Annotated in this window: 13 protein-coding genes; 6 read left to right on the top strand and 7 right to left on the bottom strand. The window is 65.4% G+C overall.

All coding sequences use genetic code 11. The features are described from left to right. Positions 1-3 precede the first annotated feature (3 nt). Positions 4-1,992, top strand: coding sequence for a type VI secretion system Vgr family protein (locus FAZ95_RS31305; protein WP_137336300.1), 1,989 nt, complete (start codon positions 4-6; stop codon positions 1,990-1,992). Between the two features lie 9 nt (positions 1,993-2,001). Continuing rightward, entirely contained in the window at positions 2,002-2,586 is a 585-nt protein-coding gene (locus tag FAZ95_RS31300) for a toxin-antitoxin system YwqK family antitoxin (RefSeq protein WP_137336299.1), read from the top strand. Here the strand turns inward: FAZ95_RS31300 and FAZ95_RS31295 are convergent. The 5 genes from FAZ95_RS31295 to pdhA all read right to left on the bottom strand — a co-directional run bounded on the left by FAZ95_RS31295 (position 2,568) and on the right by pdhA (position 7,225). After that, positions 2,568-3,497, bottom strand: a complete 930-nt coding sequence (locus tag FAZ95_RS31295) for an endonuclease/exonuclease/phosphatase family protein (RefSeq protein WP_137336298.1) — start codon at positions 3,495-3,497, stop codon at positions 2,568-2,570. The two genes, FAZ95_RS31300 and FAZ95_RS31295, sit on opposite strands and share 19 nt — an antisense overlap. A 70-nt stretch (positions 3,498-3,567) precedes the next feature. Continuing rightward, positions 3,568-3,963, bottom strand: a complete 396-nt coding sequence (locus FAZ95_RS31290; protein ID WP_137336297.1) for a DUF4280 domain-containing protein — start codon at positions 3,961-3,963, stop codon at positions 3,568-3,570. A gap of 35 nt (positions 3,964-3,998) precedes the next feature. After that, positions 3,999-5,132 (bottom strand): dihydrolipoamide acetyltransferase family protein, encoded by a 1,134-nt coding sequence (locus tag FAZ95_RS31285; RefSeq protein WP_137336296.1) that lies wholly within the window; start codon positions 5,130-5,132, stop codon positions 3,999-4,001. A 7-nt stretch (positions 5,133-5,139) separates the two neighbouring features. Beyond that, positions 5,140-6,117, bottom strand: coding sequence for an alpha-ketoacid dehydrogenase subunit beta (locus tag FAZ95_RS31280; RefSeq protein WP_137336295.1), 978 nt, complete (start codon positions 6,115-6,117; stop codon positions 5,140-5,142). Beyond that, positions 6,110-7,225 carry a pyruvate dehydrogenase (acetyl-transferring) E1 component subunit alpha gene (gene pdhA / locus FAZ95_RS31275; protein ID WP_137336294.1) on the bottom strand — a complete coding sequence of 372 codons (1,116 nt, stop codon included), beginning with the start codon at positions 7,223-7,225 and terminating at the stop codon, positions 6,110-6,112. The genes FAZ95_RS31280 and pdhA overlap by 8 nt, the downstream gene beginning before the upstream one ends. A gap of 159 nt (positions 7,226-7,384) precedes the next feature. Here pdhA and FAZ95_RS31270 point away from each other — a divergent pair, with 159 nt between their 5' ends. Further along, complete coding sequence (locus FAZ95_RS31270) at positions 7,385-7,609, top strand: CDGSH iron-sulfur domain-containing protein (RefSeq protein WP_137336293.1); 225 nt, start codon at positions 7,385-7,387, stop codon at positions 7,607-7,609. 25 nt (positions 7,610-7,634) lie between these two features. Here FAZ95_RS31270 and FAZ95_RS31265 read toward each other — a convergent pair whose 3' ends face one another. Then, positions 7,635-8,531: a LysR family transcriptional regulator gene (locus FAZ95_RS31265; RefSeq protein ID WP_137336292.1), complete on the bottom strand. Its 897-nt coding sequence runs from the start codon at positions 8,529-8,531 to the stop codon at positions 7,635-7,637. Positions 8,532-8,653: 122 nt separating this feature from the next. On the opposite strand from FAZ95_RS31265, the gene FAZ95_RS31260 reads away from it, so the two are divergent. From FAZ95_RS31260 to FAZ95_RS31250, 3 genes are all read left to right on the top strand, one after another. Beyond that, entirely contained in the window at positions 8,654-10,429 is a 1,776-nt protein-coding gene (locus FAZ95_RS31260) for an acyl-CoA dehydrogenase family protein (RefSeq protein ID WP_137336291.1), read from the top strand. Continuing rightward, positions 10,426-11,640: a CaiB/BaiF CoA transferase family protein gene (locus FAZ95_RS31255; RefSeq protein WP_137336290.1), complete on the top strand. Its 1,215-nt coding sequence runs from the start codon at positions 10,426-10,428 to the stop codon at positions 11,638-11,640. Before FAZ95_RS31260 ends, FAZ95_RS31255 begins: the two co-directional genes overlap by 4 nt. Before the next feature lie 87 nt (positions 11,641-11,727). Next, the gene (locus tag FAZ95_RS31250) at positions 11,728-13,050 is read left to right on the top strand and encodes an MFS transporter (RefSeq protein WP_137336289.1); all 1,323 of its coding nucleotides are present in this window, start codon (positions 11,728-11,730) and stop codon (positions 13,048-13,050) included. A gap of 10 nt (positions 13,051-13,060) precedes the next feature. Here the strand turns inward: FAZ95_RS31250 and FAZ95_RS31245 are convergent, their stop codons facing one another. Then, a complete protein-coding gene (locus tag FAZ95_RS31245; RefSeq protein ID WP_137336288.1) occupies positions 13,061-13,894 on the bottom strand; it encodes a carbohydrate ABC transporter permease in 834 nt (277 codons plus the stop codon). Position 13,895: the final 1 nt, after the last annotated feature.

The following is a 13,895-nucleotide window of genomic DNA, read 5'->3' as shown; positions in this document are numbered from 1 at the left end:
GACATGTCCCGTCCGACACCCACCGACGACACCACACGCATCACGATCGCCGGCGCGCCGTTCGATTCGCTCTTTCCGTCCGCATTCAGCGGACGCGAAGCGATCAGCGCCGTCGCCGAGCTGAGCGTGCGCGCGACGGGCGCCTCGCCTGCCGTCGCGCTATCGGGCATGACGGGCCAGCACGCATCGCTCTCGCTCGTCTGGGGCGACTCGCCGCGTCTCATCGACGCCGTCTGCATGCGCGCCGCTCAACTGCCCGCCACCCTCGACGGCAGTCACTACGCGCTCGAATTGCGCTCGTGGCTCTGGCTGTTGACGCTCTCGGCGAACAACCGCATCTTCCAGAGCAAGACGACGCAGCAGATCATCGAGGCTGTGTTCAACGGCCACAGCATCAGCGATTTTTCGTTCTCGCTCACCAGCAGCTACGAGACGCGGGAATATTGTGTGCAATATGCCGAATCCGATTTCGCGTTCGTGAATCGCCTTTGCGAAGAAGAAGGCTGGTTCTATTTCTTCAAGCATGCGAGCGGCAAGCACACGCTCGTCATCGCGGACAGCAACGATGCGTTCGAAAGCCTGCCCGGCGCGGCCACGCTGTCTTGCGTGCCCGGCCACGCGGGCGAGCGCGAAACGGCGCAGGTGCTGTACTGCGAGATCGTCGAAGAGACCGTGAGCGGCGCGTTCGCCAATTCCGACTACGCCTACCTCACGCCGGCCTCGCAGCTCTACTCGCAGGCCGAGGCCGAATCGAACACATTGACCGTCTATGAGTATCCGGGCCGCTATGCAACGAGCACCGCGGCGTCGGCGATGACCAAGCGCCGCATCGACGCGTTGCGCAAAGGTGCGCGCCGTCTCATCGGCGAAAGCGATTGCCGCGCGCTGATGCCGGGCTACCGGTTCACACTCTCCGGACACGAATCGGACAGCGCGAATATCGCGTGGGTGGTGTCGAGCGTCGTCCACGATGCAAACCACAGCGTGTACCGCAACCGTTTCGAGGCATTCCCGGCCGACACCGCCTGGCGGCCCGCATGCACGACGCGCCGCCCGACGATGCCCACGCAGACCGCGAGCGTCGTCGGCAAAGCGGGCGAAGAGCTGTGGACCGACCAATACGGGCGCGTCAAGGTCCAGTTCCATTGGGACCGCGACGGCAAGAACGACGAACAGAGCTCGTGCTGGATACGCGTCGCGCAGCCGTGGGCGAGCAAGCGCTTCGGCACGCAGTTCATGCCGCGCATCGGCGACGAAGTCGTCGTGACGTTCATCGACGGCGACCCGGACCGCCCGCTCATCACGGGCAGCGTCTACAACGGCGCGAATCAGCCGCCCTACACGCTGCCGGACAATCAGACGCAGTCCGGCATCAAGACGAGCACGTCGAAAGGCGGCGCGGGCTTCAACGAACTGCGCTTCGAAGACAAGCAGGACAGCGAGGAAGTGTTCCTGCAGGCGCAAAAGGATCTCAACGTGAACGTGCTGAACGATGCCGCCTGGACCATCGGTCACGACGAGACGAGCACGATCACGAACGCCCGCACACACACCGTGAAGAACGGCGACGACACGCTCGTGCTCGAGCAAGGCAATCGCAGCGCGACGGTGAAGACCGGCAACGAGACGGTCGACATCGCCGGCACGCGCACCGTGAAGGCCGGCGGTAACGAAACACGCAAAGTCGGCGGCAATCTGGAGCAGACGGTGTCGGGCAATTACACGCTGACCGTCGACGGCAATCTGAGCATCAAGGTGACCGGCACGCTGACGCTGCAAAGCAGCGGCGACCTTTCCGCGAAAACCGATGGCTCGATGACGCATCAAGCCGCCCTCTCGTTGACGAATCAGGCGGGCTCGTCGTTGACCAACAAATCGGACGGCACGCTATCGAACGAAGCGCAAAGCGTGTCGAACAAGGGCGCGGTCGAGCAGACCGTCGATGGCGGCGGCATGCTCACCGTCAAAGGCGGCATCGTGAAGATCAATTGAGGGCCCTCGATGGAACGGCTTCAAAACGTGACCCTGCAACGCGGCGACTCGCGCATCGAGGGCACGACGCTCGACGGTGCGCTGCACGGCAGCGCGCGCGTGCTCACCGGCGGTGTGCCGGTGGCGCTGCTGAGCTACGCGCACGGCGAACTGCATGGGCCTGCCACGATGTTTCATCCGGACGGTGCGCGCTCGGCGCAGCTCAACTACGCCGATGGGAAACTGCACGGTAAGGCGGTGTACTACCTCGCCGACGGCACGGTGCAGCGCGAGGCGCAGTACGCGCACGGCGCGCTGAGCGGGGATAGCAAGACGTGGCTGCCGGACGGCACCTTGCTCGAGCATGCGGTTTATCGGCAAGGCAAGCCGCACGGCCTCTTACAGCGTTTCCATCCGAACGGGCGGCTCGCGGAGCGGCAGATGTTCAACGCCGGCAAGCCGGCTGGCCCGGCGGAGCGCTATGCGGCCGATGGCCGGCCGCTCGATGCCGAAGGCAAGCCGGTTTCGCGCTGGCAGCAATGGTGGCGGGGGATGCGGGGCGAACCGGCGGCAGCGGAGTCGGCACCCGGACCGCGTTACCCGCCCAACTCGTAGAACACGGGGAAGTGGTCGCTCCTTACACTTACCCCGTTGCCGAGGTAGATCTTCTCAAGCGTCTTGTAGACCTGCTCCTGCTCCGCATCCGAGTCCAAGTACTCTTCCCGGCCTTCTGACACTGGATTCCAAACTCGTTTCCCTTTGACGGCCGCGGGACACGCGCCGCGCCGGCGTACGCCTCGAGCGACGTAGGCGAAATCAAGCATGGACAGCGATACCACAAGTCCGCGCTCCTTTTCGCCCCCCAAGTCCACCCCCTCAAAGTTATGTTTCTCGTCGGCAGACGTTCGGGAATTCCTTATCGACACATGCGTGTAGCCCGGACCTTCGGGAATCGATTTCTCCATGACGCGGTGATATTTCGGATCCTCTGTGCTATCGGGAGCTTCTTTTGCAACGGTGTTCAAGTCACCGCCAAAAAAAACAAGAGTACCTTCAATTTGGCAAATTTGATCTTGAAGATAGTCGATCTCGTCTTTGATGTTACGCCATGCGTTAGATGACGCATTGGCGTGATAGAACGCAAAGTGATTATTCTCGCTATCTTTAACCACAATCGTTGCACGTTTATGCCCGCTTCCTAACACAGTCTGGAACGATACTCCGCTGAATTCGGCACTCCGCTCGTCTTTTACGAAAACCACCGAGCCAAGCGTCGTATTTTTGGTGGCTCCGCCTTCCTGGCCAAGCAAGCCGATTAGTGAATATTTACCCGAAAGGTTCGCTACGAGAGTGGTATTAGGGTAGCTTGTGGTTCCGACTTCGAAAAGGGCAATGATATCCGGGGCTTCGTCCAGAATCAGTCTCTTCAGTAGCTCTATTTTCTCCGCGTAAGCCCAACTCATCGGCCTAGCCCGATTCTGGTTGTTCAGGTGCTGGGTGTTCCACATCAATATTTTTATAGCCATTTTTTCTCCGCCGGAACCCGAAAGATGAGTGCGATTTAATGTTAGCTCATCTCGATAGCCGATTTCAGCCTCACGGTACCAGCGTACTCACCTGCCCCGGATAGACAACCTTAATCACCCCACCCCACGCGCAAACCAGCGTCGCCTGCGCATCGAGCGCTGGTGCGGGCCCGATGATCGCCGTCGACGCCCCGCCCGGAATCCAAGGCGACGCTGTGACAGGCACGCACGGCATCGGCGTAAACACCCCGAGCGCGGCAGCGGTTGCGGCGATGACCGTCGGATTCGACGGACTCTGACACATCGCGAAGGGGGTGATGTTGACGATCGGAATGGAGTCGAGGATCGTGCCCGCCGGCACGCCGCCCACCAGCGTGCGATTGGCCGGCAATACGTTCAACGTCCCCGGCGCGGCGCCGAACGAGCACTGCAGCGTGGCCCCTGCACAGACCTGCGGACTTCCCATGTGATATTTCCTTTTCTCGGTTGTGAGGCCAGCCGTTACTGCGCCATCTGCAAGTCCGCTATGGTCGCCGCCAGAAAACGCGCCGCCTCGCCGCCCGTCACGACCCGGTGATCGAACGTCAGGCTCAACGGCAAGATCCGGTGCACAGCGGGCACGCCATCCGCTGCGACCACCTGCTCATGAATCCGTCCCGCCCCGAGTATCGCAACGGTCGGCGGCACCACCACCGGCGCCGCATATTTGCCGGCGATCATGCCGAAGTTCGACAGCGTGATCGTATTGCCGCGCATCTCTTCCGGCGGAATCTTGCGGGCGCGGATGTCGGCGCGCATCCGGTCGAGCCCGCCGCGCAGATCCGCGGCGTCGCGATGCGCGACGTTGCGCAGCACCGGCACGAACAGTCCATCCGGCAGATCGACCGCAATGCCGAGATCGATTTTCTCGAGCACGTGGCGCCGCCCCGTGTGTCCGTCGAACCAGGCGTTGAGCCCCGGCTCGGCGCTGCATCCGGCCACGAGCGCGCGAATCAGACGGATCGTCACGTCGGTATGCGGCGGCCATGCGTGAATGTCGGCGTCGTCGATGACGGTGGCCGCCGCGACCTCGCTTTGCGCCCTCGCCATGTTCTGCGCCATCGCGCGCCGCACGCCGCGCAACACTTCGGGCGGCCCGAGCTCGGCGAGGACCTTCGCGACGCGCTGCACGTCCGCCGCCGTGATCACGCCTTCGGGGCCCGACGGCGTCACCATCGCGAGATCGACGTCGAGCTTGCGCGCAAGCGCCCTCACCGCAGGCATCGCCTTGATCGCGCCCACGCCGGCGCCGCCGCCTGAACCGATGCCGCCCGTACCGCCGATCGCCGCCGGCGTTTCCTGCACGACCTGCTGCCCGACCGCCATGTGGCCGACCACGGTGCCTGCATCGGCATCGTCGGCCTCGCCTTCGAACGCGACGAGCGGCGCGCCCAGATGCACGATATCGCCCGGCTGCCCGAACAGCTTCGCGATGCGCCCCGATTGGGGCGAGGGAATCTCGACGATCGCCTTCGCCGTTTCGACCGACAAGAGCGGCTGGTCCGCGCGCACATCGTCGCCGAGCTTGGCGTGCCACTCGACGATCTCCGCTTCCTGCAGTCCTTCGCCCAGGTCGGGCAGTTTGAAAATCTTCATTTGATGTCTAGGCCTCCAGCGCTTGCCGAACGGCGGCGACGATACGCTCCACGCCCGGCATGTATTGGCTTTCGAGTCTGAAGAGCGGCACCACCACGTCGTAGCCGGTGACGCGCTGCACGGGCGCGAGCAGCGTGTACAACCCGCGCTCGGCGATGTTGGCCGCGATTTCCGCGCCGACGCCGCCGGTGCGCGAGCCCTCGTGCACGATCACGCAGCGTCCCGTCTTGGCGACGGACGCGAGGATCGTCGTCATGTCGAGCGGCTTGAGCGTGGCCACATCGATCACCTCGGCCATCACGCCTTCCTGCGCAAGCAAGTCCGCCGCGGCCTGTACGTCCTGCAGCGCGCCGCCCCAGCTCACGAGCGTGATATCCGAACCGTCGCGCAGCGTAAAGCAGCTATCGAGCGGCAGCGCCTCGCCATTGTCCTCGACCGCCTGCCGGTAGAGGCGATAGAGGCGCGTCGGTTCGAAGAAGATGACGGGGTCGGGGTCGCGAATCGCCGCGAGCAGCAAGCCGTAGGCGCGCGCCGGCGAAGAAGGCGTCACCACGCGCAATCCTGGGATAGGCGTGAACAGCGCCTCGGGGTTTTCCGAATGATGCTCGGGCGCATGAATGCCCGCGCCGCACGGCGAGCGCAGCACGAGCGGGCAAGCGAGGCGCCCGCGCGTCCGATGACGCAGACGCGACGCGTGATTGAGGATGTGATCGATGGCCGGATAGATGAAGCCGCTGAACTGGATTTCGGCAACGGGCTTCAAGCCCATCGCCGCCATCCCGACCGCCGTGCCGGCGATCGCGGTTTCGGCCAGCGGCGTGTCGAGCACCCGCTCCGCGCCGAAGCGCGCCTGCAAGCCGGCCGTTGCGCGAAACACGCCGCCGTTCACGCCGATGTCCTCGCCGAGCAGCACGACGGCGGGATCGTGCGCGAGTTCGTAGGCGAGCGCCTGATTGATCGCTTCGATCATGTTGAGATCAGCCATGGCGGCCCCCGTTCCCACCATTCTTGCCATTGCCGCCGTTCGCGGGTGCGAAATACCGGGCCATCTCCAGCTGCTCGTGCATCGCGGACGGCAACGTTTCATACAAGTGATCGAACATCGCGGAAACGTCCGGCTGAGGGACCGCCAAATACGCCTCGACAGCCTGTTCGACTTCAGCGTGACATGTCTTCGCGAGCGCTTCTTCCTGCGCCTTGTCCCACACGTTCGCGCGCATCAGGTACGTACGCAGACGCAGCAGCGGTTCGTTTTCCCACTGCTTGTTGATGAGCTCGGCGTCGCGGTAGCGCGTCGCGTCGTCGGCGGTCGTGTGATCGCCGAGGCGATAGCTGAGCGCCTCGATCAGCGTCGGACCATCGCCGCGGCGCGCCTTCGCGAGCGCCGCGTGGACCACCTGATGAACCGCGATCACATCGTTGCCGTCGACTTGCAGCCCGTCGATGCCCGCCGCGATCGCCTTTTGCGCGAGCGTTTGCGCCGCGCTCTGCCGGCTGCGCGGCACCGAGATCGCCCACTGGTTGTTGTTGACGACGAGCACGAGCGGCGCGCGCCAGACGCCCGCCAGATTCATCGCCTCGTAGAAATCGCCCTTGGACGTGCTGCCGTCGCCGAAAATCGTCACCGCGACGCGCGCTTCGCGCCGCAGCATGAACGCGTATGCCGCGCCTGCGGCATGGCACACCTGGGTGCCGATCGGCACGCTATTCGGAAAGTCTTGGCGCGGCACGGCAAAATTGCTGCCGCGCTCGTCGCCGCCCCAATACAGCAGGCTTTCGGTCATCGTGACGCCGCGCAGCAATTGCGCGGCGTGGTCGCGATAGGAGGGAAACAGCGCGTCGCCGGGCTGCATCGCGCTCGCGACGCCCACCCCGATCGCCTCCTGTCCCACCGACGACGCAAACGTGCCGAGCTTGCCGGTGCGCTGCAGTGCAACAGCCTTGGTGTCGAACGCGCGGGTGAGCACCATCGCGCGATAGAGCGGGATCAGCGCGGCCGCATCGCGTGCAAACGGGGGCAACGGTTGGACTGGTTCGCCGTCCGGGCCCAGATACTGCGTGTAGCCGATATGAAAACTAGCAGCCGTGGTCATGACCGCCCTCACGTTCTTATCGTTCAGCCTAACGTTCCGATATCGTAGTTATAGGCGAGTTCATAGGCTATAGACTGGAAGTGGCCCTGCGTGCAGTCGGCCGCATAGCGCGTGCCGCGCCATGCAGGATCGCGCATTTCACCCTCCCTGGAGGCGCACATGGCAACGGCAATCATCACGCCACGCAACGACGGCCCGTACCACATCAAGGGCAACTTCACGATCGTCACGCAGGGCGGCAAATCGATCGATGTCGAGAAGGACGAAGTCTGGCTGTGCCGATGCGGCCAGTCGGGCAACAAGCCGTTCTGCGACGGCACGCATAAGAAGGCGGGCTTTGCGAGCAACCTCGACGCGCCATCGCAGGCAGACCCGGCTCCGTGATGCGCGAACGCGCTTTCCTGCCGCGCTAATCGGCGCCGCCGCGCTGCGCGGCAGCGGTCAAATGCCGGGCGAAGCGTTCGACGACCGGCTCCGCATTGTCCGCGCGCCGCAGCAACAGCACCTGCGACTCGAGCGCCGCCGCGGCAAGCGGCCGAAACGAGACACGCTCATTGTTCATTTTTCGCAGCGCGGACGGCACGAGCGCGACGCCCATGCCGAACTCCACCATCGTCACGACGGTCTGCCATAGCCGCGCTTCGTGGCGGATCTGCGGGCTGAACCCGGCGCTTACGCATTGCGCGATGATCAAGTCGTGATAGTGCGGTGCGGCCGTGCGTGGAAACAAGATAAACGGCTCGTTCGCGAGCGCGCGCAAGTCGATGCGCCGGCGCCGCGCGAGCGGATGCGCCGCCGGCACGCAACACACGAACGGCTCGGAGACGATGGCCTCCGAAGCGACCTCCGCCGGAAACGTCCCCCAGTGCGCACAGCCCATGTCGATCTGCATCGTCAGGATCGCCTGCACCTGTTCTTGCGTGTTCATTTCCTTCAGCACGATCTCGACGGCGGGATGATCGGCCTCGAAGCGCTCCACCGCGCGCGGCAGCCCGCGATACAGCATGGAGTTGACGAACCCGATGCGCAGCCGGCCAGCGAGCCCGTGCGCCGAGCGCTGCGTGAGGCGCTCGGCTTCGCTCGCCTGCAGCAGCAGCCTGCGCGCCTCGACGAGCAGCACCTGCCCCGCGTTCGTCAGCGAGACGGCTTTGCTGGTGCGCGCGAGCAATTGCACACCGAGCTGCTCCTCGAACTTGCGGATGTCGAAGCTGAGAGCCGGTTGCGAAATGAAAAGCCGCTTCGCCGCCCGGCCGAAATGCAGTTCTTCGGCGACGGCCACGAAATAACGCAGTTGCTTGAGGTCCATGCGGCAGCTCCGAAAAAGGGTGATCAATAAGCGCTGTCTATCGTATAGGACAAATTCTGTATTAGACCGTTATCGATCCTGCTTTTATGCTGAATCACACCAATCAGGCAGGAGACACCCGCATGAACGATCTGAACCATCAGAATCCGAATCTCGCGCCCCGCACGGGCGCCGACAACATCCCTGACAGCCGGGGACTCAACTTCTTCGCCGCCGATCCCGATCTCGCGTCCCTGCTGCGCCTTCATCTCGGCGAAACGGCTTACCGCGCGCTCGAACCGCAGCTCGATGCGCTCGGCGGGCGCGCATCGGGCGAGCTGGACGAATGGGCATCGAGCGCCGACAAACATCCCCCGCAGCTGCAGCACCGCACACGCCGAGGCGAAGCGCTGCAGCGCATCGACAAGCATCCGGACTACGTCGCGCTCGAACGCGTCGCCTACTCGGAGCTCGGTCTGGCGGCCATGAGCCACAGCGGCGACGCCCCGCCGCCGCTCGTCAAATACGCGCTGACTTTCCTGTTCGTGCAGGCGGAGTTCGGGCTGTGCTGTCCGGTGAGCATGACCGATTCGCTGACGCGCACGCTGCGCAAGTTCGGCTCGCCGGAATTGGTGGCGCGCTTCCTGCCGTTGCTCGCCTCGCGTGATTTCGACACGTTGTATCAGGGCGCCATGTTCATGACCGAGCAGGCTGCGGGCTCCGACGTCGCGCGCATCGCAACCCGTGCCTCGCGCGAAACCGGCGCAAACGGCGACACCGTGTGGCGCCTCTACGGCGACAAATGGTTCTGCTCGAACGCCGACGCCGATCTCGCGATGGTGCTCGCGCGCCCCGACGGTGCGCCGGACGGCATCGGCGGTCTCGCCCTGTTTCTGCTGCCGAAGACGCTGGCCGACGGCTCTCGCAACCACTACCGGATCGTGCGCTTGAAGGACAAGCTCGGCAGCCGCTCGATGGCGAGCGGCGAGATCGTGCTCGAGGGCGCGCACGCGCGTCTGATCGGCGAGGTCGGGCGCGGCTTTCATCAGATGGCCGACATGATCAACATGTCGCGGCTGTCGAACGGCGTGCGCGCCGCGGGACTGATGCGCCGCGCCCTGACCGAAGCGCTCCACGTGGCGCGGCATCGCGAAGCCTTCGGACGCAAGCTGATCGACATGCCCTTGATGCAGCGCCAGTTGCTCAAGATGATGCTGCCCGCCGAGCAGGCCCGCTCGATGTTCATGCAAATCGCGCTGCTGCTGCCCGCGGCCGACACCGGCGACGAAGCGGCGGCCCGCTGTGTGCGCATCCTGACGCCGCTGATCAAGTTTCGCGCGTGCCGCGACGCGCGGCGCGTCACCGGCGACGCGATGGAAGTGCGCGGCGGCACCGGCTATATCGAGGAGTGGAGCGATGCGCGGATTGTGCGCGATGCGCATCTCGGGTCGATCTGGGAAGGCACGAGCAATATCGTCGCGCTCGATATCGCGCGCGCGGCGAAGCGCGATGGCGCGCTGCAGCCGCTGCGCACGTTCCTGCTCGATCGTCTCGGCGCCGCCGGTTTGCCGGCGGCCAGTCTCGCCGTCTTCCGGCACGTGCTGGCGCGCGCCTGCGACGGGTTGGCGTATGTCGCCGACACAGGCTGCGACGAACGGGTCCGGCAAGCCGGCTCGGCGCTGTATCACGCAACTACGGCCGTGCTGATGGCTTGCGAAGGCATGCGCCTCGCGCCGGATTACCGGCGTCTCGCGCTCGCGCATCTCGTCGTCCGCCACAAGCTGCTGCCCGCCGATCCGCTCGATCTGCAGACGAATAGCGAAGCGCGCGACGCAGCGCTCTATGGCGCGCTGCTGGCCGCGCGCCCGGTCACGCTCGACGAGGCGCTGCAGATTCTCCCCCAAGGAGGCGCGCAATGACGGCAACGCTTCGCGCCACCGCGACGACCCCAACGGCCGGCGCCCTGCAGGGCCTGCGCGTGATCGACCTGAGCCGCGTCCTCGGCGGCCCGTACTGCACCCAGGCGCTGGCCGATCACGGCGCGACGGTGATCAAGCTCGAACCGCCATCAGGCGACGAAACACGCGGCTGGGGCCCGCCGTTCTTCGGGGATACCGCCTGGTATTTCACAGGCGTCAATCGCAACAAGCAGGGCATCGCCGTCGACTTGACCTGCGAGGCCGGCCGCGAGCTGCTCTGGAAGCTGCTCGAAGACGCCGACGTGCTCGTCGAAAACTTCAAGCCCGGCACGCTCGCGCGCTGGGGCATGGATTACGAACGCGATCTGAGGCCGCGCTTGCCCCGGCTGATCCATTGCGCGGTCACCGGATTCGGTCCGGACGGTCCGCTCGGGGGCCTGCCCGGCTATGACGCGGCGATCCAGGCCATGACCGGCCTGATGAGCGTGAACGGCGAGCGCGATGGCGACGCGCTGCGCATCGGCCTGCCGATCGTCGACATGGTGACCGGCCTGAACGCGCTGGCCGGTATCCTGCTCGCGCTCGCGGAGCGCGAGCGGAGCGGACTCGGTCAATCCATCGATATCGCGCTCTACGACTGCGGCGTGTCGCTGCTCCATCCGCATCTGCCGAATTACTTCGGTTCGGGCCAGACGCCGCAGCGCAGCGGGAACGCCCACCCGAACATCGCCCCTTACGACAGCTATCGCACGCGAACCGAGCCGATCTTCCTCGCAGTCGGCAACGACCGGCAGTTCGCGCGGTTGTGCGCGCATCTCGGTGCCCCGGAGCTCGCCGGCGATCCGCGCTTCGCCGACAACCGCCGCCGCTGCGCACACCGGCCCGAGCTGAAGTCGGCGTTGGAGACCCTGCTCGCGCGGCACGCGTGCGAGCCCCTGGCTGCCGAGCTGATTCGAGCGGGCGTGCCGTGCGGGCCGGTCCAGACGGTCGATCGCGTCGTGGACCACCCGCATACGCGGCATCGCGGGCTGCTGGTGGAGCTCGGCGACTACCGCGGCACCGGAACGCCGATCAAGCTTTCGCGCACGCCCGCGAGCTATCGAACGGCGCCGCCGGCGCTCGGCGCCGACACGCGCGCCGTGCTCGACGCGCTCGGTATCGATGCGCAGACCCAGCGGCAATTGTTTGAAGCCGGCGTGCTGAAGGGCTGAACGCCCCGCCGCACGCGGCTTCGACTCAACGACAACGACGGCGCAAGACCCGTCGCTGAATCACCAAAAAACATTCGGAGACAAACGATGAACCCGACTCAGCCTGAGCGGCCAGCCGGCCGCCAGCCCGCACGCGCGGCAGCCGCAGCCTTCGTCGGCACGACGATCGAGTGGTACGACTTCTATATCTACGCGACGGCATCCGCGCTGATTTTCGGCAAGCTGTTCTTCCCGTCGAACGAACCGTTCATCAGCACCCTCGCGTCGTTCGGGACGTTCGCGGTCGGCTTCTTCGCGCGCCCCTTCGGCGGCCTCGTGTTCGGTCACTTGGGGGACCGCTTCGGCCGCAAGAAGGCGCTGGTCGCGACGCTCGCGATCATGGGCGTGAGCACCGTCTGCATCGGCTTCCTGCCCACCTATGCGAGCGCCGGCGCGCTCGCCCCGGTGATGCTCGTGCTGCTTCGGATCGCCCAGGGCATCGCCATCGGCGGCGAATGGGGCGGCGCCGTGCTGATGGCCAGCGAGCACGCGCCGCGCGAGCGCCGGACGTTTCTCGCGTCGTTTGCCCAGTTGGGCAGCCCCGCCGGGCTGATCCTGTCGCTCGTTGCATTCCGCGCGGTCGCCGGCATGGACAAGGACGCGCTGTTCGACTGGGGCTGGCGCCTGCCGTTTCTCGCGAGCGCGGTGCTGCTCATCGTCGGCGTGCTGATCCGGATGGGCGTGCGCGAATCCCCCGAGTTCGAACAGGTGCGAGCGGAACGCCGCACCGCGGCGCTGCCGGTCGCGGAGGTGGTGCGCGACGCGTGGCGCACGGTGTTGCTGTGCCTCGGCGCGAACGTGATCGGCGTGGCGGGCGCGTGGTTCGTCAACGCGTTCATGCTGAACTACACGACGCAGACACTGGGCATCGACCGCGCCCTGATGCTCGACTGTCTGTTCGCCGTCGCGTTCCTGCAGCTCGCCACGCAGTTCGCGTCCGGCTGGTTTGCGCAGCGGCTCGGTGTCGAACGCTTTCTGAAAGCGGCCGCCGCGCTGGCGATGCTGTCGCCGTATCCGATGTTCGTTCTGGTATCGAGCGGGCGGCCGATTGCGATCGTCGCGGGCATCGGCTTCGCCGTGATGTGCATGTCGAGCTCGTACGCCGTGATGGCCGGTTTCATGGCGAATGCGTTCCCGGTGCGGGTGCGCTATTCGGCGATCTCGCTCTCATACCAGCTGTGCGCCGCGCTGGCAGGCGGGCTGACGCCGCTCGTCGGCACGGTCCTCGCCCATCGCTATCCCGGGCAATGGTGGCCGCTCGCGGCGTTTTACAGCGTGCTGGCGCTGATCACGCTCGTTTGCATCGCTTGGCTTGCGCGCAAGCGGGCGGGCGTCGCGCAGTCGTCGACTGGGGTGCTCGTCGAGCCGTGAGCGAGTCGCCCTACTTCACCGCCCCCAGCGCCAGCCCCTTCACGAGATACTGCTGAAGCCACGCGAACACGACTGAAACGGGCAGCGTCGCACACAGCGTCGCTGCCATCACTAGATGCCATTCGACCGTGTACTTGCCGGCGACCATGTCGGTCACCTGCACGGTCAGCGTCTTGTTCTCGGGCGAGCGGATCAGCGTATAGACCACCGCGAACTCATTCCAAGCGCTGATGAACGTGAAGATCGCAGTCACGACGATCGCAGGCACGGCAAGCGGCAAGAACACCTTGAAGACCGCCTTCGTGCGTCCGCACCCTTCGAGCCACGCCGACTCTTCGAGATCGCGCGGCACGGTCTGAAAGTACGACGACAGCATCCACACCGCGAACGCGATATTGAACGCGGCGTACGAGACGATCACGCCGAGCTTCGAATCGACGAGGTTGCCGTCGCCATATGGGATCATCGCGGCGAGCCTGAAAAGGCCGACCACGAGCAGAATCGGCGAAAGCATCTGCGTGACGAGCAGGAACTGCCGATACACGCCGCGCCCTCTGAACGGAAAGCGCGCGAGCGCGTAGGCGGCGGGCACGCTGACGGCGAGCGCGAGCGACGTCGACAGAAAACTGATCACGCAACTGTTCCTCAACGCGACGCCGAAGTTGGCCGCGTCCCACATCTCGACGAAGTTCTCCCACCGCCATTGCACGGGCAGCCAGCGGGCCGGGTAGACGAAGATCTCGTTGGCCGGCTTGAACGCGGTGCACAGCATGACCGCGAACGGGAACAGCACGATCACGATCAGCGGCGATAACGCGAGCCAGCACCATAGGGTGCGTTTCATT

Origin of the sequence: Trinickia violacea (assembly GCF_005280735.1) — a bacterium.
Classification (GTDB): Bacteria; Pseudomonadota; Gammaproteobacteria; order Burkholderiales; family Burkholderiaceae; genus Trinickia_A; species Trinickia_A violacea.
The sequence above is the reverse complement of the archived record's forward strand: the minus strand, read 5'-3'. Positions and strand labels throughout refer to the sequence as shown.

What these genes read in the sequence shown, in the direction of transcription:
- FAZ95_RS31250 (WP_137336289.1), top strand. Translation starts at nt 11,728, where the DNA reads ATGAACCCGACTCAGCCTGAGCGGCCAGCCGGCCGCCAGCCCGCACGC.
- FAZ95_RS31270 (WP_137336293.1), top strand. Translation starts at nt 7,385, where the DNA reads ATGGCAACGGCAATCATCACGCCACGCAACGACGGCCCGTACCACATC.
- FAZ95_RS31295 (WP_137336298.1), bottom strand. Translation starts at nt 3,497, where the DNA reads ATGGCTATAAAAATATTGATGTGGAACACCCAGCACCTGAACAACCAG.
- FAZ95_RS31290 (WP_137336297.1), bottom strand. Translation starts at nt 3,963, where the DNA reads ATGGGAAGTCCGCAGGTCTGTGCAGGGGCCACGCTGCAGTGCTCGTTC.
- FAZ95_RS31260 (WP_137336291.1), top strand. Translation starts at nt 8,654, where the DNA reads ATGAACGATCTGAACCATCAGAATCCGAATCTCGCGCCCCGCACGGGC.
- FAZ95_RS31300 (WP_137336299.1), top strand. Translation starts at nt 2,002, where the DNA reads ATGGAACGGCTTCAAAACGTGACCCTGCAACGCGGCGACTCGCGCATC.
- FAZ95_RS31245 (WP_137336288.1), bottom strand. Translation starts at nt 13,894, where the DNA reads ATGAAACGCACCCTATGGTGCTGGCTCGCGTTATCGCCGCTGATCGTG.
- FAZ95_RS31280 (WP_137336295.1), bottom strand. Translation starts at nt 6,117, where the DNA reads ATGGCTGATCTCAACATGATCGAAGCGATCAATCAGGCGCTCGCCTAC.
- FAZ95_RS31305 (WP_137336300.1), top strand. Translation starts at nt 4, where the DNA reads ATGTCCCGTCCGACACCCACCGACGACACCACACGCATCACGATCGCC.
- FAZ95_RS31255 (WP_137336290.1), top strand. Translation starts at nt 10,426, where the DNA reads ATGACGGCAACGCTTCGCGCCACCGCGACGACCCCAACGGCCGGCGCC.
- FAZ95_RS31265 (WP_137336292.1), bottom strand. Translation starts at nt 8,531, where the DNA reads ATGGACCTCAAGCAACTGCGTTATTTCGTGGCCGTCGCCGAAGAACTG.
- FAZ95_RS31285 (WP_137336296.1), bottom strand. Translation starts at nt 5,132, where the DNA reads ATGAAGATTTTCAAACTGCCCGACCTGGGCGAAGGACTGCAGGAAGCG.
- pdhA (WP_137336294.1), bottom strand. Translation starts at nt 7,225, where the DNA reads ATGACCACGGCTGCTAGTTTTCATATCGGCTACACGCAGTATCTGGGC.